The following is an 18427-nucleotide window of genomic DNA, read 5'->3' as shown; positions in this document are numbered from 1 at the left end:
TGATAATAAACACATTTCTTTCTACTTCAGCAATAAACAGAACAAGTTTGGGGGAAGATATTGAATGGTTTTTGACAGTGTAAGCAGTCTGATTGATATGGGCGGGCATGGGGTCTATGTCTGGACCGCCTACGGGATCGGTTTACTGGTAATACTCTACAATATCGGGGTTCCTTTGCTGCGTCAGCAGCAGGTCATCCGTTCAATACAAATCCATGGTCGTCGAACAAAACATAGTCGTCGAACAAAAAAAGTAATAACAACATCAGGCAGGCCGGTTCAGACGGACAGTTCGACGAACAAGGGGGAAGTATTATGAACCCGGTTCGGCGGCAGCGGTTAATTCTGATCTTATTGCTGGTTTCTGGTGTGGGCCTGGCGGTAACACTGATGATGCTGGCTTTGAAAGATAACATTAACCACTTCTACTCCCCGTCACAGATCGTTGCCGGAGAAGCACCTGAGAACACTCGCTTTCGTGCTGGTGGTATTGTTGTTCCGGGTTCAGTAAGAAGGGATAGCAAGGGCCTGACCGTTCATTTCAAAATTACGGATGGTGCGGCAGAGGTGGACGTTCAATACACGGGCATACTTCCCGACCTCTTCCGAGAAGGGCAGAGTGTGGTTGGAACGGGCAAACTGGATGATAAACGTCGTTTTATTGCTGACGAAATTCTGGCCAAGCACGATGAAAACTATATGCCGCCGGAAGTGCAAAAGGCGCTTGAAGACGCGGCTCCCCATCCCATTAAAAAGCCAGCGGTGAAAGGAGGTGAACAATGAACCCTGAACTCGGGCTACTGGCGCTGATCCTTACATTCTGCATGGCGCTCCTCCAGGGCATTATCCCGCTGGCGGGCAGTTACATGGGTAAGCTGCGCTGGATGGCGATGGGCAGAACCCTGGCATTTGGACAGTTTGCTTTTGCATTGCTGTCGTTTATGTGCCTGGTGTATGCATTTGTCAGCGACGACTTCTCTGTGGCTTATGTCGCCAGCAACTCCAATACCCTGCTTCCGTTGCAGTACAAAATTACCGCCACCTGGGGAGGCCATGAAGGGTCTCTGTTGTTGTGGATTCTGGTGCTGGCAGGCTGGACACAGGCAGTCGCCATGTTCAGCTATCGGTTGCCTCATGAACTCTCGGCAAGAGTGCTGTCGGTACTGGGACTGGTTAGCGTCGGCTTTTTGCTGTTTATCCTGCTTACTTCTAATCCGTTTGCCCGAATTCTACCGTTTCCGCCACTGGATGGTAATGACCTGAATCCGCTGCTGCAGGATTTTGGCATGATTGTTCATCCACCCATGCTGTATATGGGTTATGTTGGGTTTGCTGTTGCTTTTGCTTTTGCGATTGCAGCGCTCCTTGAAGGCAAAATGGACAGCGCCTGGGCGCGCTGGGCCAGGCCGTGGACGACAGTAGCATGGTGCTTCCTGACTCTTGGTATTTCTCTTGGCAGCTGGTGGGCCTATTACGAACTGGGCTGGGGAGGCTGGTGGTTCTGGGACCCGGTAGAGAATGCGTCGTTTATGCCCTGGCTGGTGGGTACGGCATTAATGCACTCGCTTGCAGTGACGGAAAAGAGAGGGCTGTTTAAAAGCTGGACACTGTTACTGGCTATCTTCACCTTTTCATTAAGCCTTTTTGGTACGTTTCTGGTTCGCTCGGGCGTGCTGACATCTGTGCATGCGTTTGCCAGTGATCCGGAAAGGGGTCTGTTTATACTGGTTTATCTGGTCGTGGTGGTGGGGGCGTCATTAACGCTGTTTGCTTTCAGGGCACCGCAGGTTCGAAACCGGATTGGTTTTGCCCTGCTTTCCAGAGAGACCTTTCTGCTGCTCAACAATATCCTGCTGACCATTGCGGCGGCGACTGTGTTACTGGGAACGCTGTTCCCGCTGATCCTGGATGCTTTGGATCTGGGCATGATCTCCGTAGGCCCCCCTTATTTCAATACGCTTTTTGTACCATTGTCGATGTTGCTGGCGCTCTGCCTTGGGGTTGGCATCCTCCTTAACTGGAAGGAAAGCCTCGCTTCCTGGTTGTGGTTGCAGGTCCGCTGGATTGTGCTGGTGTCAGTAGTTGGAGGGTTTGTATTCAGCCTGTTTTACGGAGATGTGTTCCTGATCAGTGAAGCTCTGGCAATGGGGCTGGTGTTGTGGATTGTTTTAACCATTGCCCGGGACATTGCGAATAAAACCCGCCACAAAGGGTTGTGGCAGGGTATGAAGAAACTGCGGGCCAGCTATTACGGCATGCAGCTGGCTCATCTGGGACTGGCTGTTACCTTTATTGGTGTGGCGATCAGTGCCGGTTATACGGTGCAGAAAGATGTCCGCATGGCTCCGGGAGATATGGCCACTCTGGGCGAGTACACCTTCCGTTTCGACGGTATTCAGCGCCGGCAGGGCCCTAACTATCTGTCTGATTATGGCACCATGACGGTCTTTAAAGGTCAGCGGCAGGTTGCCCTTATGCATCCGGAAAAACGGCTTTATCAGGTGCAGAATATGCCCATGACGGAAGCCGCGATTCATCCGCGCCTGTCACGGGACCTCTATGTTGCGCTGGGTGAAAGCCTGGGTGATGGCAGCTGGGCGCTCAGGCTGCATGTAAAGCCCTTTGTCCGTTTTATCTGGCTGGGTTCCATCTTTATGGCGCTGGGCGGTTTTGTCGCTATTGCTGACCGGCGGTACCGGCTGCGCGTGGCTAAGCGACAATCAACGATTAATTCCGGTAAGGACGATGCAGAAGGAGTAACTGTGTGAAGAAATGGACACTGGTGCCTCTGGTTTTATTTCTGGTGTTGTCCCTGTTGTTTTACCGGGCTCTGTTTCGGGAAAATAAAAATGAACTGCCTTCTGCGTTGCTGAACAGACCCCTGCCGGAGTTTCAGTTGCCAGCGGTGTCAAATCCTGAGCGTTTAATAACGGAAAAAGACCTTACAGGGCAGGTGTTTCTGCTTAATGTCTGGGGCTCATGGTGTGTCGCCTGCCGGGTTGAGCACCCTTACCTGATGGAACTGGCCGATCAGGGGGTCACTATTTATGGTGTGAACTACAAGGATGAACAGGCTGACGCCCGGCAGTGGCTGAAGCTCAGGGATGACCCCTATGTCTTCAGCGTCGCTGATATGGATGGCAGGCTGGGTATTGACCTGGGGGTTTATGGCGCACCGGAAACCTTTCTGGTTGATCAGCAGGGTATGATCCGCTACAAGCATATTGGCGTAGTGGACAAGCGGGTCTGGGAGGAAGATCTGAAACCCCGTTACCAGGCTTTGCAGAAGGAGTCAGGCTGAATGCTTCAGGTCATCCGTACTGTTATTTCCCTGCTAACGCTGTCGTCGTGGATGATGGCAGCGAATGCCGCGGTAATAGACGACTATGTTTTTTCAACACCGGAACAGCAGAACCGGTTTATTCAGCTGACGACGGAGTTACGCTGTCCGCAATGCCAGAACCAGTCTATTGCTGATTCTAACGCCACTATTTCAGAAGACTTGCGTCGTGAAGTTTATCGACTGATTGATGAAGGGCGGGAGGATCAGGACATTATCCGTTTCATGCAGGAGCGCTATGGCGACTTTGTGCTCTACAAACCCCGGCTTAATGCCCAGACTCTGCTGCTCTGGTTTGGTCCCTTACTCCTGCTGATTCTGGCGCTGGGGGTTCTGGTCGTGATCGTAAAAAGGCATCGTAAACCTGCTCAGCCCTGTGTATTGGATACAACGGAACAGGCTGAACTGGATAACATTCTGGACGGTAAGCAATGATAATGAATTTCTGGTTTTCTGCCGTTTTACTGATTATGGCTGCCATTGCTCTTGCTGCAGTACCTTTGCTGGTTAAACGGCGAAAGTCGTCTGGTACGTCAGCCCGGGAAGCCAATATAGAACAGTTTCAGGAGCAACAGAAAGAGCTGGAAGCCCAACTCAGTCAAGGGCTGATTTCGCCTTCCCTGGCTGCAGAGATGCGTGCTGAGCTTGAGAAAAAACTGTTAAGTGATGTACCAGCAAGGCGCAATAAAGCAAAAGAGGAAACGAAAGAGTATCTCGACGTTCGTCCCGGTGTTGCCCTGTCGGCTCTGCTGGTGCTGTTGATTCCCCTGCTGACAGTGCCTCTTTACTGGAAGCTGGGCGCACAGACTGAACTGCAGGTGGCAGAAGCGCTGGCAGAGCCAGAGCTGAACGCGGATTCCTTGTTGGATACTCTGGAGAACTGGCAACAGAGTAAGCCTGACAACCCTCAGGCGTTGTATCTGTTGGGGGGGCGTTATCTGGCTTTGGGACGAATGGATGATTCGGAACAGGCCTACCGCCGCTTTTATGAACTTACTGACAGTGACCAGGGGGCTGCCCAGCTGGCTCAGGTACTGTATCTGAAAAACAACAGCCGGCTTGATGCTGAGATCAGTCAGTTGCTGCACGAAGCCCTGACACGCAACGAATTTAATACAACAGCCCTGGGGATGCAGGGGATTGCCGCTTTTGAACAGAAAGACTATGCTGGTGCGCTGGCAGCCTGGGATAAGGCCTTTTCTGTTGAGACCGACCCGGTGGCAAGGGAGTCGTTGCTGACCGGAATTAATCAGGCGAAAAAGATGCTGGGTGAGCCGATGCCCTCTCTCAGGGTTATGGTGTCTCTGGCGCCAGAGCTGCAGTCTTTGCCGGGCAATACCAGGGTGATGGTATTTGCCAGAGCCAGAGAAGGGCGTATGCCATTAGCTGTGAAACCTGTTCTGGTATCAGAGCTTCCCGGGGAAGTGGTGTTGGATGACAGCACAGCCATGATGATGGGTGGCAGTAAACTGTCGGAAACGGATCTGCTTGATGTGGTGGCGACAATAAGCCTTTCCGGCGACGTGATGAACCCAGATTATAAAGGTGAAGTGAAGTCTGTCCGGTTTGAAAGCAAAGAAGTGGTTGAACTGTTGATACGACCTGCCGGTTAAGCCTGCAGGTCGTATGCTTAACTCTCTGGGCAAACAAAAAAAAGCCCCGCAATAGCAGGGCAGGAAGTTCAGGTCCTGTTACAGACACTGGTGGTTAAAATGATATCTGGAGACTGTAATTCAAATTGTGTAAACGCTTGTCGTTAAAACTCCAAAGAGGAGAATAACAATGAGCGTTGACATCGATCCGGAACTCGTCGAAAAACTTGCCAGTCAAATAAAGACTCAAGATGATCTTGCCGAACTCAGTCGTCAGCTGTTGAAAGTCTCTGTTGAGCGTGTCATGGCCGCTGAACTGGAAGATCATCTTGGCTATTCCAAGCATGCGCCTGAAGGTCAAAACTCCGGAAACAGTCGCAACGGTTATTCCAAAAAAACACTCAAGGGCGACTTCGGTGAAGTCGAGGTCAAAACCCCCAGAGACCGCAACGGTGAATTTTCACCTCAGCTTATTGCCAAAGGTAAAACCCGAATCAACAAGCTGGATCAGCAGATTCTGGCTCTGTACTCCCGTGGAATGACCACCCGCGATATAGCCGATGCCCTGGAGGAAATGTATGGCGCAGACGTGTCACACAACCTGATATCCAAGGTGACTGAAGCTGTTCAAGAGGAAGTACAGAACTGGCAGAACCGCCCTCTGGAAAGCCTTTACCCCATTGTCTACCTTGACGGCATCGTCGTTAAAGTCCATCAGGATAAGCGGGTTGTCCGTAAAACCGTTTATGTCGCTCTTGGTGTTGATATTGAAGGCCAAAAGGAACTTCTCGGTCTCTGGATTGCCGAAACAGAGGGAGCCAAATTCTGGCTCTCGGTTTTAACAGAGCTTCAGAGCCGTGGCCTTGAAGATATCTTCATTGCCTGTGTTGATGGACTGTCAGGCTTCCCTGAAGCCATCAACACGGTTTATCCAAAAGCCCAGATTCAGTTGTGTATCGTCCATCAGGTTCGTAACTCTCTGAAGTATGTGTCCTACAAGGATCGTAAGGCCGTATCAACGGACCTGAAGAAGATCTACCAGTCAGCTACTGTGGACGAGGCTGAACGTGAACTGAGCGCTTTTGAGGTGACCTGGGATGATAAGTTTCCATCGATAGGTAAATCCTGGCGCAACAACTGGGATAACCTGATAACCCTGTTTGACTATCCTGATGATATCAGGAAAGCGATTTACACGACGAACGCTATAGAATCGCTGAACAGCGTGATCAGAAAAGCTATCAAGCAACGGAAGATCTTCCCATCAGATAACTCTGTGATGAAGGTGATTTATCTGGCGATGGAAAGAGCTTCAGCGAAATGGACGATGCCCATCAGGAATTGGGTATCAGCTCTGAACCGGTTTGCAATTATGTTTCCAGACCGGTTCAGGCAGTAAAGTTGGTTGAGCGTTTACACAGAATTAATTACAGGCTCGATATCTGACCATAAGCAGCCAGCTCTGAGTCAGAAGTCGTAACGAACGCTGACTACAACGCCATGGGCGGTGTAGTCACCCTGCCAGTTGTAACCGTAGTTCAGGCCCAGGGTCAGGTCGTTGTTCATTTCATATTTCAGGCCAACACCTGACAGAACACGATTATGGTTACGGTTTTTACCAATGACATGATAAGCTTCGTGACCAGTCAGGAAGATACCCCGCACTTCAGGCTTCTTATCTTTAAAGTCGTGATAACCCATCAGAGTGAACTCAGGCCTGAGCATGCCGTTAGAAACGTCATATTCAGCTATTAGTTTGAAACCTGCGCCCAGCTCCATCACTTCAAAGTCGTTCATTTTCACAGACTGCGCAAACTCTCCGTCCCGTGGCTTTTCCCTGAAGTCATCGAACTTAACTTTTGCATAGTTAAACTCTACCTGGGGTTGAATCAGCCACTGGTTGACCTGGTAGTTGTAACCACCGACCAGGCGAATCGCCAGAGTCTCACTCCTGGTATCAGACTTGTAGTTACCCTGGCTGGTCTTCCGTTTCATGTCGAGACTGCCGCGTCCATAGGTCCACATGGTATCGAAGAAGTAATCATCCATGGTCCAGCCTGTATAGACAGTAGCCATATAAGTATCGCCACTGGCTTCCTGGCCAAGCTTATTGGTTTTAGTTTTTACATCACCGTATGTAAAGGCAAAACCAGCGGTCAGTTGGTTGTTCAGCAAGGCATCAAAACCAAGGTTAATACCATTCACTGTATTCTCGAATCCACAGACATCACGGGTATCATCCATTTCACCTTCACTGAAGAAATATTCACCCCAGAAACCCCGTGACTCAAACATATCGCCCGTCGCAATTCCGATACGGTGCCTGTTCAGATGACGGCTGATGGACTGATTCGTTTTCTGAGTCACCGTCACCGCAGCCATTCCCATGCCTGCATGGGGTTCCCACTTGTGCTCTCTGGCTATTTTCTGGTAACCGCTTTCCTGAATAGCATTAAACATCGCCTTACCGGCTTCACCACCGGCCTCCAGAGAAGACAGCAAAGCGGCAGACGCGACTTCAGCATCATTGTGGCTCATATTCCACATGGAACGGAAAGTGCCTCGTGGATCTTTGTTGAATGTCAAACTGACTTTATAGGATTTATCATCGTAACCGGGGGAACCCTTTTTAATCGAAGCCACATTCAGCAATGGGTATTCGCTGACAGGCTCCTCAAACGTCCCGTCAGTAGTCTTAAAGCTGACAATCGTCATAGGAATGGGAGCTGCTGAACCATCTTTAGCCGCTTTGTACAACTGTTTCGTTGCCTCATAAGCACCGGGTTCCATTAAGTTCCGGGGACGAATATGAACCCTGTTGTCACCTTCAAGTTTAAGTGTGCCTTTACCTGAACCGTCCTCTTTAATATTCAAGTAGGCAGTATTCAAACCAACCCTGTCAGCTGTCATATCATCAACGACGACAGCCAAACCACTACCTTTCTGGAAAGTCATACTACCTTTTACATTTACGTGTGACTCACCTTTTTTCAAATCACCAGCTTTTGAGATTTCAACAATAGCAGCATTTGTAACAGCGATATCACTGTGCATATCAATTGACTTAGCTTTTGTACTCTGAACAGTACCGTCATCATTCATTTTTTTCAGTTCGGTGACAACACCAGGCATCAAACGAACCGGGCCAGAAATAGTAATGGACTCCACTTTTGTCACTTTACCACCCTGATAAGTACCTGACTTCATTTCGACAGAACCTTCAAAGGGATTTTTTTTACCTCCAACATTCGGCTGAGAACCAGTCAAATCACCTTCCAGCAAGCCACCATCAAGAACAATTTTATTAAAGCCTTTAACATTATGAATAACGGTCACACCGTTACCAATCAACATATCAAGCTTTTCACTACCATATATAGCTTTACCATCAATGCTATATATGCCAAGAAAAGCACCTTGCTTTAAATCGAGTTTATTGATTTGTTTTGCTGGTGAACCAATCTTATTGGAAATCAAAGTACCGCCAACGGTTCCTTCTTCGTAGTCCTTAACGTTAGCCCAGACTTCAGAACCCTTGCCTATTTTGAAGGTGTCTACCGAATCTTTCGTCAGATTTGCGCCAAGAATGGTCGTTAAGCTCTTTTTCTTTTCATCAGTATCCTCATCAACCAAAGAAATCTTTGATGAACCTTCCACAACCAGATTCTGAGTTGCAATAGAACCTGCCTCATGAGCTATACGGATGTCAGCGTCCTTGATCAACACCTTAGACGCAGATACGCTACCATTTGCCCGGAATTTAGACTTCTCGACGATAAAAGCATCTATCGATTTTTTACCACCGACTGATAACTGATAAACATCGGAGCCTTCAGCGACAACATAAGTACCATAAGGTTCTTTTGACGCAGGATTATCAGGATTAGCAAAGCTCACATCTGGCAGTCGGGATTCCAGACTGTTTTTAAAACCATCCAACTCTACCGTCCCTAATTTTGAGGCAAGTACCACAGCCCTGTCTGAAACAGGGTTAGAAGAATCATACAATTCAGGTTTAACTCCCTCAACAATGCGCAGCCCAAAGGCTACAGCAAGTTCACGAGTACGCAAGTCAAAGCCTTTAAGCCTGATTACCTCAGGAACAACATATTCTTCCTTACCAGGCTCCGCCTTGGGGTTTTTCATCAGTAACATCTTTCTGAAATCATCTGCTGGCAGATTGTTAAATTTATCTACAGCTTTTTTAACTCTGTTATTGAATTGATCTTCACTTTCTCGTTCACGTTTAACGAGTGAAACATCAAGACCCATTTTCGAAGCATCTACCGTGATACCTTCAGATTTCTTACGCAGCGCATCAAAGTCGACCTTATCTGAAGGTTTTGTTTTTTTTACACCCTCAGTTGCAGCCGGCGGAGGCGGAGAGGTGGCTGATGATCCTCCTCCTGATGGTGAATCCTGTTGAGCTTTTGTAGCTGACCCATAACCACCAAATGCTGAAACTACGGCTAAAGAAAGTAGGGTTTTTTTTAACACCTGAACTTGTTTCATTCTTGCAACTCCAACTTCTAGTCTGGATCTTATGCTCGTTGAATAATCTCGATTTTGAGCGCTCTCAAGTAGAAAAAGAGTCAGACACACAGCCTAAAGGTTCGGCATCGTACAGTTGGCAAACCATAAACTTAAAGTAATATTTTCGAATTAAAAAGGCCTGTAAATCCGATAGTGTTTTATAAGGAAAGAAACCCGTTGCATCAGTTCAATTCGTTCGGCAGAGCTTGAGTTACCACCATGTTTATCGAGACAGGTCCAGGCTATGGGAACCGATACACCTTGCCACGCAATGGATACTACAAGATAGTTGATGTTCTTGGTCCCGTACTTCCAGTTTGTTCGATCCAAACAGAGCAGATAACGATCCAGAGGCAACCAGTGAAGAATCAGCTTGCCAAGTTGTTCGTAGCAATAACTGTAACCATGGAAAAAACGCTTGATGCGACGGTAGCTCGACTCCACCTGGGCAGAGGTCTGGAACTCTTCTGCAACCCGATAGAGATTCGTTGAACGACTCAAAATCAAAGACAGAATAAACTGGGATAAAAAGATAATTCGGGCTTGATGCCAAGGCAGATGAAGCTTAAGCTTCTCGGCCAGTGAGCTGACTTCTTCCATGTACGACAACGGTAAACTGTACGGAGGTTAGAGACCATACAGGTTACTCTACATGGGAGTCAGCTCATACCCTCCAACCCCTCGAAAATCCAAGCTTCTGGAATTTTTGTCCCGTACACAGGCAAAAATTATTAAGCTGATTGAAGGCAGGTATTTGAATCAGGTCATTTTGGCTGCTTTGAAGTAACCTCTCATGTAGCAGAGGTCAAACAATACAGTTGTGGTCATACGACACAGGACTTATTTCCTGAAGGCGTTGACTCCCACGTCTATCAAAAACTAGTACATCGTTTCATTACGTTTGACTTGTAGGTATAAACTGATATTTTCGTTATTTTGCACTAGTATTAAAAAAATCGATTAAAATCAACCAATTGGCTGCAAACAACCGGGTAGTTGATTTGATTGATTCTCGGGCGGACGCGGTTTTCTGAGTAGCGTTCGGGGGTAAGTTCTCAGGATTTCTTACCTTTAAATGGAAAAGAGCCGGGCAGATTGCTTATGTATTACTTCAAAAAAGTTTTCCATATCAAACAGTTATTCAATTGCTGCCCGTTGGAATAAGCATACCTTGCAGCCTGTTACTGCGCCAGGTGGCATTTGTGCTGCCATGGTAGTGGACTGGATAAAAAATGCATCGCTTCAGGGGGTAGAGGCGTCCAAAGTGCCAGTGAGTTTGATATGGAGTCAATCTCAATTACTCAAGGGGCCTACATGATGACTTGCAAACCTGGTTTTCTAAAAAGTCTGATGTCTTGCAAATCTGCTTTTATAGACAGTCGTTGTCGCGGATTTGAATTTTTATTAGAAAGCCAAAACCTTATTGTTTTGGATCGTATAGAAGGAAGATCGCTTAACGATGCAATTCAAATTTGTAGCTGGGTGGAAGAAAATTCTGGACTTTTTTATTTAGCATTTTATATGGAAGATAATCTGAATGGTCATGCAATAGGCTTTTGACACGAAAATGATACGCTGGAAATGTTTCAGCCCAATGAGGGACTTTTTTGGTATGCCGGCGAAAGGGCGTTTAGAGGAGTGATAAGTCAATATCTCTTGGGTCATCTCCCTTTTTTTAAGGGTATGTGGCGCATGTTCAAAATTGGATCGGAGCCATGATATGCCGCAACCATCCAGCCGCAGAACAGACTTAAGTGCAACATCTAAGCTTCTGCCCAACTCGTTAATCAAGTGTCTGCAGGCAAAGCTATACTGACCATTCAGCCATAAACCTGAAACTCGACTCTCGAGTTTAAGTTGTGGAGCCTGATTAGTTTCCAGAAAGTTGGGCATACATTACTGGAATAGAAAGGATTCAGCAAACAGGTTGGATTGATTATATTGCCAGGTGTTTGAGTGTTGTCTGCTGCAAAACGACCTGTTATCGTCAAGCATTCACTTAAAACAATAAAAAAAGACCATGCTGAAAAAACTGCTGCCAGCCACCCTCTTTTGTTTATCGCTACATGCTTCTGCCAATGGCGACTCTGCCAATAACGACTCTGCCAATAACGACTCTGCCAATAGCTATGTGGGTCAATGGCATACCGTGAATGAAAATACCAATGAGGTCGAAAGCCTTGTTTCCATTTACATGGAAGACAATCAGCTCAAAGGACGAATTGAACAGATTGCCGATCCGGCATCCAGGGGCAAATTGTGTGAGCAGTGCAAGGGTGAGTTCAAAGATCAGAAAATAGAAGGAATGACCTTTATCTGGGGATTAACCAGGGATGGCGATAAATACGACGATGGTAAAATTCTTGACCCTGCTTCCGGGAAAATCTACAGCGCGAGCCTGTCGTTGACAGAGGGTGGAGAAAGATTAAAAGTCAGGGGTTACCTTGGATTTGCCCTTATTGGGCGGACTCAGGTCTGGTTACGGGCAAAGTAGCTGAGTAAAAGTGATTACCTTCTTCACTTCATTTGACAGAAGCACCATTGCCTTCTAATAAATAGTCAGGCTGATTTCAGGTCAGCCTTCACGTCTTTCTCTCTTATTTTGTCTTTCCTTCCGAATCAGTCAGGTACTCCTGCTATGGTTAAATTTTCCTGCAGTTGGCTGCTTGCCTTGCCTCTATTGGGTTCACTGGGGTCTGTGCCGGTTTCGGCGATGACGGCTGAAGAATGCGTTGAGTTTCAGAAGCAGCCTGATAACACGAAGTTTGAACAGTTAATGGCTGCACAGGATGAATTTATTACTTCACTGCGGCTGGAGCGCAATGGTGAAAAGTTCCAGTATGTTATGAAAGAAGGGACGGAAAATGATAAATACCATGAACTGCCTCTACAGGCATTTCCTGATGCGGTAAAGAAACACTATCCAGAACTGGAAAACGAGATAACTGCACTGGAGGCGTCGCAGAAAAAAGTTCAAACAATAGCCAGATGCTATATGTATGGTCGGGTTGATGAGTCTGATCCGCCAATTCTCAAATGGCGTTACTATCGTATAGCTGAAACGGACAAACCTCTGGTGGGTTATATCAGGCCCGATCCGGATGCGAAGGTAGGGGATGATGGAAAAGTGCCTGAAGTTGGCCGTGTAACAGATGCCGGACACTGTCGTCAGGGCGCATGTGATTTCAGAATTGTCAGGTTGAACGACATCGACAGGGATGCGGTGCGCCTGGTTTATCGTTTTAAGCCAATGTCCATGGTTGCTGATCCTGAGGCTGCTCCGGAAGCAGAAGCTTCAACCACAGTGGATGGCAGGAACTGGGCTAAGGAAACCAGACTGCTCAAACTTAAGCTAAAGCGCACCGGGGAGTGGTTCGGCAAGCCTGAAATTTATTTTCTGGTTCTTTACTACAAAGATGGCAAATTCATTCGCATGGACACCGTTGATGTGGACTGGGCGACCGAAAAAGGAATGAATGAAGGAAATACCGAACTGCTTTTCTGGAGAGGGGCTGATCAGGTTCGGCTGGTACTCAAGGAAAGGGATCTTAACATTTCGTTTGTTAAAGTGTTGAAGTTTGCCGTAGAGGCTTTAAAAATTGCCGGGGTAGATACCCCCTGGTTTGATGTGATTTCAAGCGGTGTGAACGCACTGCCTGAAGGAAGTGATATTGATGATGTTGATCCAAGGGATATCACTGTCAGGGGGGAGCTGAGCCGCCGACATAAAGCCACCTATCTCGACGACATTAAAGTCTTGCGAAGTGAAATGAAAGCAAAAGAGAATACCTATCCAATGTTCAGAGGTGCTCGTATGACCGTTACAAGCATTATGTACGCCGATGTCCATGACGAACATTAACGGGTAAAGGCCGCAGGGATGCGGTTTATGACCACATGTGAACTAGTTTTCCATCATCTTGTCTTATCTTTTCGGATTTAACGACTTTTCCTGTTAGTCTAATCCTGTGTACACTCTGAAAGTTAAGGCTTTTGGCAGCGAAACGTTGCTGAACGTCATCAGACTTGATTCGTTCAATACGTCAGTAGGTGATCCAGGCAACACTCGAGGACAGGGAATGGGGGCCGCGAGGCGGCATGCTGTGGCCCCGAAAGCGATGAGCTAAAGGATAAGATGCGTCTAAAATCGATCAAACTGGCCGGTTTCAAATCATTTGTGGACCCAACCGTGGTTCATTTCCCCTCCAATATGAGTGGTGTGGTCGGGCCTAACGGGTGCGGTAAGTCTAATATTATCGACGCTGTGCGCTGGGTAATGGGTGAGTCTTCCGCCAAGCACCTGCGTGGCGAGTCCATGACCGACGTTATTTTCAAGGGGTCAAACAGTCGCAAACCGTCTGCCAAAGCGTCGGTTGAGCTGGTCTTTGACAACAACGAGGGCCGGGTGACCGGAGAATACGCGGCATTCAGCGAAATCTCCGTGAAGCGTCTGCTCACCTCTGAGGCCAAGAATTTCTACTATCTCAACGGTACCAAATGTCGCCGCCGGGATGTGATGGATATTTTTCTGGGTACCGGTCTGGGACCTCGCAGCTATGCCATCATCAGCCAGGGGATAGTGTCCAACCTGGTGGAATCCAAGCCGGAAGAACTGCGTGTCTTTATTGAAGAAGCTGCTGGCATCTCCAAATACAAAGAGCGCAGGCGGGAAACCGAAAACCGCATTCGCCGTACCAATGAAAACCTTGAACGTCTGACCGACCTGCGTGAAGAGTTGGGTCGGCGCCTCGGCCATTTGCAGCGTCAGGCGCAGGCTGCGGAAAAATATAAAGAGTTCAAAGGCGAAGAGCGTTTGAAAAAGGCGCAGTTACAGGCGTTGCGCTGGAAAACCATTGATGAAGGCGCGAAATCTCAGGAACACGTTATCAGTGAACTGGAAGTTCAGCTGGAAGCGGCTGTCAGTCAGCAGCGCGCAGCAGACGCCCGTTCCGAGGAAGACCGTGCCGCACAGATGGAACTGAGCGATCACTTCCACGAAACTCAGGCCAGGTTCTATGGTACCGGCAACGAAGTTACCCGCATCGAACAGACCCTTCGCCACCGTGAAGAACGGGCAAAAGAGCTGAGCCACGATCTTGAACAGCTGGAACACAGCTGGCAGGAAGCCCGAGAGCAGATGGCAGACGATCAGGAACAGCTGGAACTGCTCGAAGCTGAAAAACTGGAGATTGAGCCTGAACTGGAAATGCTGCTGGAGCAGGAAGCCGGATCCGGTGACGCTCTGGCTCAGGTGGAAGAAGAGATGCACCGCCTGCAGCAGGAATGGGACCAGTTTAACCAGCGCTCTCATGAACCCCGTCGTACGGCAGAAGTGGAACAGTCCCGCATTCAACACGCTGAACAGGTGATTCAGCGTCTGTCCGAGCGTGACCAGCGCCTGAAAGGCGAGCTGGATGGCCTTGGCGGTGGTGAAGACCAGGAAGAGATGGAGCTGCTGGCTGAGCGTCTGACCGAACTGGAAATGACCCGTGAGACTCAGGAGCTGCGTCAGGAAGATACCCTGACCGAAATCGAACAGAATCGTACGACAGTGGATGAACTGCTGGAGCAGCGTGATCGCAGCCGTTCAGAACTCAGCACTTTGCGTGGTCGCCATGCCTCTCTGGAAGCCTTGCAACAGGCTGCCATGGGGCAGGATACCGGCGTGCTGGTATGGATGGAAGAACATGGATTGCAGAACCGCCCCAGGCTGGCAGAAAAACTGCAGGTAGACAGTGGCTGGGAACTGGCCATGGAAACGGTTCTGGGCGACAGTTTGCAGGCATTATGTGTCGATGGTTTTGATCCGGTCACCCGTTTTCTCGGTAATCTGGAACAGGGTTCAGCCATATTGCTGGATTCCAGCCAGACCGTAACACCGCAGGCGGATAAATCGGGTCTGGTGGCTCTGGCCAGTAAAGTGGTGGCTGGTAGTGAGGCCCTGCCTTTGCTGGCGGGTATTTTTACCTGTGAATCACTGGACAAAGCGTTAGGGCTGCGTGCGTCACTGGAATCCCATGAATCGATCATTACCCCGGAAGGTATCTGGCTGTCCCGCAGCTGGCTGCGGGTTAATCGCAGTGCCGATAACAGCTCTGGTGTGCTGGAACGTCAGCAGGAGCTGGAAGAGCTGACCATCAGGCTGGAACAGCTGGAGCAGTCGCTCGAACAGTTGGGTGAAGATCTGCAGACCCGCAGGGAGCAGGGCGATGTTCTGGAAAATCGTCGTAAGGAAATTCAACAGCAGTTGTCCGACCTGAACCGTCAGCAGGGTGAAGTGCGGGCAGACCTTCAGGGGCGTAAAGTTCGGCTGGAACAGTTCTCCGAGCGACGCAGGCGTCTTGAGCAGGAGCTGACGGACTGTCGTGAACAGCAACTGCTTGAGCAGGAGCGTATCAACGAATCCCGCCTGAAACTGCAGGAAGCCCTGGACATTATGGAGTACGACAGCAGTCATAAAGACGAACTGCTGGAAAAACGGGAACGTTGTCGTGAAAAACTGGAAGACGTCCGGCAGCGCTCCCGTCACGATAAAGAGCGTTCTCATCAGTTGGCACTGAGGCAGCAGGGTATCAACAGTCAGGTCATGTCGCTGCGGGCAGCGATTGAACGGCTGAGCCAGCAATCCACTAAACTGCGTGAACGCAGAGAATTGTTACAGGCTTCCCTGAGCGAATCTCACTCGCCTGAAGGTGAGCTGCAGGAGCAGCTGGAAGAATTGCTGACCCGTCGTCTGGAAGAAGAAGAAGCCATGCAGACGGCCCGCAGTGAACTGGAAAAGGTTGAACAGCGTCTGCAACAATACGAGAAAGAGCGTCAGGCTGCCGAGCAGAAAGCACAGACTGCCCGTTCCCGTCTGGAAAAACTGCGCATGGACTGGCAGGGCATGCAGGTACGCCGGACGACGCTGGCTGAACAGCTGAAAGAAGACCAGTTTGATCTGCAGACGGTACTGGCCAATATGCCGGAAGAGGCGTCAGAGCAGAGCTGGGAGTACGAACTGGAACGTTTGCAGGCAAGAATTGAACGACTTGGGGCGATCAACCTGGCAGCGATTGAAGAGTATGAAACGCAGTCTGAACGTAAAAACTATCTGGACGCCCAGAACGAAGATCTGGAATCTGCGCTGGAAACGTTAGAGAATGCTATCAGGAAAATTGACCGGGAAACCCGGCAACGTTTCAAGAGTACCTTTGATAAGGTAAATTCAGGTCTGCAGGACCTGTTTCCCAGAGTGTTTGGCGGAGGCCGGGCTTATCTGGAACTGACGGGCGAAGATCTGCTGGATACCGGTGTGGCGATCATGGCGCAGCCACCCGGTAAAAAGAACAGTACTATCCACCTGTTATCCGGCGGGGAAAAGGCACTGACTGCCATTGCGCTGGTTTTTGCCATCTTCCAGTTGAATCCATCGCCGTTCTGTATGCTGGACGAGGTGGACGCGCCGCTGGATGACGCTAACGTTGGCCGCTATGCAAAAATGGTGTCGGAGATGAGTGACAAGGTACAGTTCATCTACATCACCCACAACAAGATTGCAATGCAGGCGGCTAATCAGCTGGTGGGGGTTACCATGCAGGAGCCTGGTGTTTCCCGGCCGGTGTCTGTGGATATTGAAGAAGCAGCTGCTATGGCTGCAATGTAGTAGCTATTTATTAGTAGCTATTTATTAGTAGCTATTTAGTAGCGATGTAGCATTAACATAGCAGTAATGTAGTATAAAAACATGGTCGTGTATTGCTTTCGGGGTAGTCCGATTCATGTATTTTTGATGTACCATTGAATGAAATACACCTTATTTTTCCGGTTCGGGAGTCAGGTAGTAAGCACTGAGCAACCGGAAAGTGCGGTAAGACGGATGGCATGGACATGAGTTTACGAGAGTGGCTGATAGTAATCGGAGTTATCGTCATTATTGGAGTAATTATTGATGGATACCGCCGTATGCGTCTGGCTCGTAAACGAGCCTCTGAGTTGACGTTTGGAATTGAAGAAGTAAAAGGCTACGACGAGTCATTTTCCAGTGAGCTGCCCAATGGCGGCGCGCGTCGCCCTGGTGCGCAGGATGAACTGCCTGAAACTGAGGCGGTTGAGTCCGATGCACCAAAACGTGTACGCAGGGAAGACCGGTCAAATCGCTTTGACCGTATCGAACCGGATTTTGACAGCATGGACTTCGGCTCAGCCATTGAGCCCGGACTGGATCTGTCAGAGCCATTAGCCAGCGGTCGTACAGGAAACGTGGAGACCGGGTTTGACCAGCCTGCTGCCCCTTCTGTCGATGATCAGCCGCAACCGGTTGATGACATTAAGCCTGCACAGGATAAAGCCCGGGATGACGCAAACTCAGTAGCAGCGATGGCTGAGCCTGCCGCTCCGGAGACAAGGGCTAAGCAACGACCTGTCAGGAAGGTGGAGAAGGACAAGGAAAAACTGTCTGACCGCCCTGCGATTGAAGAAGTGGTTGTCATTAACGTGCTGGCTAAAAACAATGAGCTGTTTGACGGTACCCGCCTGCTGCAAAGTGTACTGACGGCTGGCATGCGCTTTGGTGACCGGTCGATTTTTCATCGCTACAGCAGCAAAGACGGCAGTGGGCATATACAGTTCAGCCTTGCCAACGGTGTGAAACCGGGTACGTTTGATATCGAACGGATGGAAGCGACAGAAACGACGATTCTCAGCCTGTTTCTGTGTCTGCCCGGACCGGAAGCGCCGCAGAAAGCCTTTGCCCAGATGGAAGAAACTGCAAAACAGCTGGCACTGGATCTTGGTGGTGAACTCAAGGATGAGAATATGAGTGTAATGACCCAGCAGACGCTGGAACATTGTCGCCAGCGTATTCGTGATTACGAGCGTAAGCAGCTGGCCATCAAGCTTTCTCATTAACGCTCTCACTAATTCTCTTATTAGCCCCGTCGCTGTTAACGGTTAGTTAAGCGACGGGGCTTTAATACTCTCC

General features: G+C 49.0%; 13 protein-coding genes and 1 pseudogene. 12 read left to right on the top strand and 2 right to left on the bottom strand.

All coding sequences use genetic code 11. The features are described 5' to 3' along the window. The first annotated feature begins 64 nt into the window (after positions 1 to 64). The 7 genes from ccmD (at position 65) to V5J35_RS05300 (ending at position 6331) form a co-directional block, all read left to right on the top strand. Positions 65 to 319, top strand: a complete 255-nt coding sequence (gene ccmD / locus V5J35_RS05330; RefSeq protein ID WP_354010267.1) for a heme exporter protein CcmD — start codon at positions 65 to 67, stop codon at positions 317 to 319. Next, on the top strand, positions 316 to 783 hold the full coding sequence (ccmE, locus tag V5J35_RS05325) for a cytochrome c maturation protein CcmE (protein WP_354010266.1): 468 nt from the start codon (positions 316 to 318) through the stop codon (positions 781 to 783). The genes ccmD and ccmE overlap by 4 nt, the downstream gene beginning before the upstream one ends. Beyond that, the gene (locus V5J35_RS05320; protein ID WP_354010265.1) at positions 780 to 2768 is read left to right on the top strand and encodes a heme lyase CcmF/NrfE family subunit; all 1989 of its coding nucleotides are present in this window, start codon (positions 780 to 782) and stop codon (positions 2766 to 2768) included. The genes ccmE and V5J35_RS05320 overlap by 4 nt, the downstream gene beginning before the upstream one ends. Next, positions 2765 to 3301 carry a DsbE family thiol:disulfide interchange protein gene (locus V5J35_RS05315; RefSeq protein WP_354010264.1) on the top strand — a complete coding sequence of 179 codons (537 nt, stop codon included), beginning with the start codon at positions 2765 to 2767 and terminating at the stop codon, positions 3299 to 3301. The genes V5J35_RS05320 and V5J35_RS05315 overlap by 4 nt, the downstream gene beginning before the upstream one ends. Beyond that, positions 3302 to 3775, top strand: coding sequence for a cytochrome c-type biogenesis protein (locus tag V5J35_RS05310; RefSeq protein WP_354010263.1), 474 nt, complete (start codon positions 3302 to 3304; stop codon positions 3773 to 3775). 2 nt (positions 3776 to 3777) lie between these two features. Continuing rightward, the gene (ccmI, locus tag V5J35_RS05305) at positions 3778 to 4953 is read left to right on the top strand and encodes a c-type cytochrome biogenesis protein CcmI (protein ID WP_354010262.1); all 1176 of its coding nucleotides are present in this window, start codon (positions 3778 to 3780) and stop codon (positions 4951 to 4953) included. 169 nt (positions 4954 to 5122) lie between these two features. Then, complete coding sequence (locus V5J35_RS05300; protein WP_354008570.1) at positions 5123 to 6331, top strand: IS256 family transposase; 1209 nt, start codon at positions 5123 to 5125, stop codon at positions 6329 to 6331. Between the two features lie 68 nt (positions 6332 to 6399). Here V5J35_RS05300 and V5J35_RS05295 read toward each other — a convergent pair whose 3' ends face one another. Next, on the bottom strand, positions 6400 to 9078 hold the full coding sequence (locus V5J35_RS05295) for an autotransporter outer membrane beta-barrel domain-containing protein (RefSeq protein ID WP_354010261.1): 2679 nt from the start codon (positions 9076 to 9078) through the stop codon (positions 6400 to 6402). Positions 9079 to 9609: 531 nt separating this feature from the next. After that, positions 9610 to 10065: pseudogene (locus V5J35_RS05290) on the bottom strand (IS4 family transposase); the annotation flags it as partial. A gap of 714 nt (positions 10066 to 10779) precedes the next feature. On the opposite strand from V5J35_RS05290, the gene V5J35_RS05285 reads away from it, so the two are divergent. The 5 genes from V5J35_RS05285 to zipA all read left to right on the top strand — a co-directional run bounded on the left by V5J35_RS05285 (position 10780) and on the right by zipA (position 18354). Then, on the top strand, positions 10780 to 11025 hold the full coding sequence (locus V5J35_RS05285; RefSeq protein WP_354010259.1) for a hypothetical protein: 246 nt from the start codon (positions 10780 to 10782) through the stop codon (positions 11023 to 11025). Between the two features lie 460 nt (positions 11026 to 11485). Further along, positions 11486 to 11959 (top strand): DUF2147 domain-containing protein, encoded by a 474-nt coding sequence (locus tag V5J35_RS05280; RefSeq protein ID WP_354010258.1) that lies wholly within the window; start codon positions 11486 to 11488, stop codon positions 11957 to 11959. Positions 11960 to 12103: 144 nt separating this feature from the next. Continuing rightward, a complete protein-coding gene (locus V5J35_RS05275; protein WP_354010257.1) occupies positions 12104 to 13327 on the top strand; it encodes a hypothetical protein in 1224 nt (407 codons plus the stop codon). A gap of 273 nt (positions 13328 to 13600) precedes the next feature. After that, entirely contained in the window at positions 13601 to 17110 is a 3510-nt protein-coding gene (gene smc, locus V5J35_RS05270) for a chromosome segregation protein SMC (RefSeq protein ID WP_354010256.1), read from the top strand. 224 nt (positions 17111 to 17334) lie between these two features. Then, positions 17335 to 18354 carry a cell division protein ZipA gene (gene zipA, locus V5J35_RS05265; protein WP_354010255.1) on the top strand — a complete coding sequence of 340 codons (1020 nt, stop codon included), beginning with the start codon at positions 17335 to 17337 and terminating at the stop codon, positions 18352 to 18354. Positions 18355 to 18427 lie beyond the last annotated feature (73 nt).

This window comes from Endozoicomonas sp. NE40 (assembly GCF_040549045.1).
Lineage (GTDB): Bacteria > Pseudomonadota > Gammaproteobacteria > Pseudomonadales > Endozoicomonadaceae > Endozoicomonas_A > Endozoicomonas_A lisbonensis.
The sequence above is the reverse complement of the archived record's forward strand: the minus strand, read 5'-3'. Positions and strand labels throughout refer to the sequence as shown.

Excerpts from the sequence above, each read along its gene's own strand:
- ccmD (WP_354010267.1), top strand. The coding sequence starts at position 65 with ATGGTTTTTGACAGTGTAAGCAGTCTGATTGATATGGGCGGGCATGGG.
- ccmE (WP_354010266.1), top strand. The coding sequence starts at position 316 with ATGAACCCGGTTCGGCGGCAGCGGTTAATTCTGATCTTATTGCTGGTT.
- V5J35_RS05320 (WP_354010265.1), top strand. The coding sequence starts at position 780 with ATGAACCCTGAACTCGGGCTACTGGCGCTGATCCTTACATTCTGCATG.
- V5J35_RS05310 (WP_354010263.1), top strand. The coding sequence starts at position 3,302 with ATGCTTCAGGTCATCCGTACTGTTATTTCCCTGCTAACGCTGTCGTCG.
- ccmI (WP_354010262.1), top strand. The coding sequence starts at position 3,778 with ATGAATTTCTGGTTTTCTGCCGTTTTACTGATTATGGCTGCCATTGCT.
- V5J35_RS05300 (WP_354008570.1), top strand. The coding sequence starts at position 5,123 with ATGAGCGTTGACATCGATCCGGAACTCGTCGAAAAACTTGCCAGTCAA.
- V5J35_RS05295 (WP_354010261.1), bottom strand. The coding sequence starts at position 9,078 with ATGAAAAACCCCAAGGCGGAGCCTGGTAAGGAAGAATATGTTGTTCCT.
- V5J35_RS05285 (WP_354010259.1), top strand. The coding sequence starts at position 10,780 with ATGATGACTTGCAAACCTGGTTTTCTAAAAAGTCTGATGTCTTGCAAA.
- V5J35_RS05280 (WP_354010258.1), top strand. The coding sequence starts at position 11,486 with ATGCTGAAAAAACTGCTGCCAGCCACCCTCTTTTGTTTATCGCTACAT.
- V5J35_RS05275 (WP_354010257.1), top strand. The coding sequence starts at position 12,104 with ATGGTTAAATTTTCCTGCAGTTGGCTGCTTGCCTTGCCTCTATTGGGT.
- smc (WP_354010256.1), top strand. The coding sequence starts at position 13,601 with ATGCGTCTAAAATCGATCAAACTGGCCGGTTTCAAATCATTTGTGGAC.
- zipA (WP_354010255.1), top strand. The coding sequence starts at position 17,335 with ATGAGTTTACGAGAGTGGCTGATAGTAATCGGAGTTATCGTCATTATT.